Origin of the sequence: Actinomadura napierensis (assembly GCF_039529375.1) — a bacterium.
In the GTDB taxonomy this organism is placed as follows: Bacteria; Actinomycetota; Actinomycetes; order Streptosporangiales; family Streptosporangiaceae; genus Spirillospora; species Spirillospora napierensis.
Genome location: NZ_BAAAMR010000419.1, coordinates 1 through 528, shown reverse-complemented (window position 1 = coordinate 528; position 528 = coordinate 1). Strand labels below are relative to the sequence as shown.

At 67.6% G+C, this 528-nt stretch carries 1 protein-coding gene; it reads left to right on the top strand.

Translation table 11 applies throughout. The features are described 5' to 3' along the window. The first annotated feature begins 161 nt into the window (after positions 1-161). Positions 162-476: a helix-turn-helix domain-containing protein gene (locus ABD296_RS50240; RefSeq protein WP_344285823.1), complete on the top strand. Its 315-nt coding sequence runs from the start codon at positions 162-164 to the stop codon at positions 474-476. The last annotated feature ends 52 nt before the right edge of the window (positions 477-528 follow it).

The window sequence follows — 528 nt, the reverse complement described above, 5'->3', positions numbered from 1 at the left end:
GTTGATGAATGATTACAGTAAGTGGCAGACTTGTGGAGCGCAAGCATCACCAAACAACTTCTTCACAAGCCAACACGACCAACAACGCGCTACCGCAGCACCCGATCCGCCACACTGAAAGGCACACCCGCACCATGACCGCAACCCCAGGAGCCCCAGCGATGACCGACACGCCCGGCCGCGACCCCGACGTGCTCACCACCGCCGAACTCGCGACCAAACTCGGCCTGTCGCCCCAGACCGTCCGCCGGATGGCCAACGCCGGGCAGATCCCCGCCCTCAAAACCGGCAAAGACTTCCGCTACTCCTGGGAAGCAGTCCGCGAAGTGCTGCGGCAGCCCCACCAACAGGGGAACGCCGCCGATGACCCAGACACGCCCGACCAGACCGAACAGTCCCGCAAGGGCGCCGGGTACCGCGCCCAACGCCGCGCCCGCACCGGCGCCCACCACCCCACCGACACCAGCACCTCCTAGCCACCCAAGCACGCGGCGGCCCACCCGGTGAAGGCCGCCGCCACCGCCTGCG

Coding starts and splice junctions, on each gene's coding strand:
- ABD296_RS50240 (WP_344285823.1), top strand. CDS start 162: ATGACCGACACGCCCGGCCGCGACCCCGACGTGCTCACCACCGCCGAA.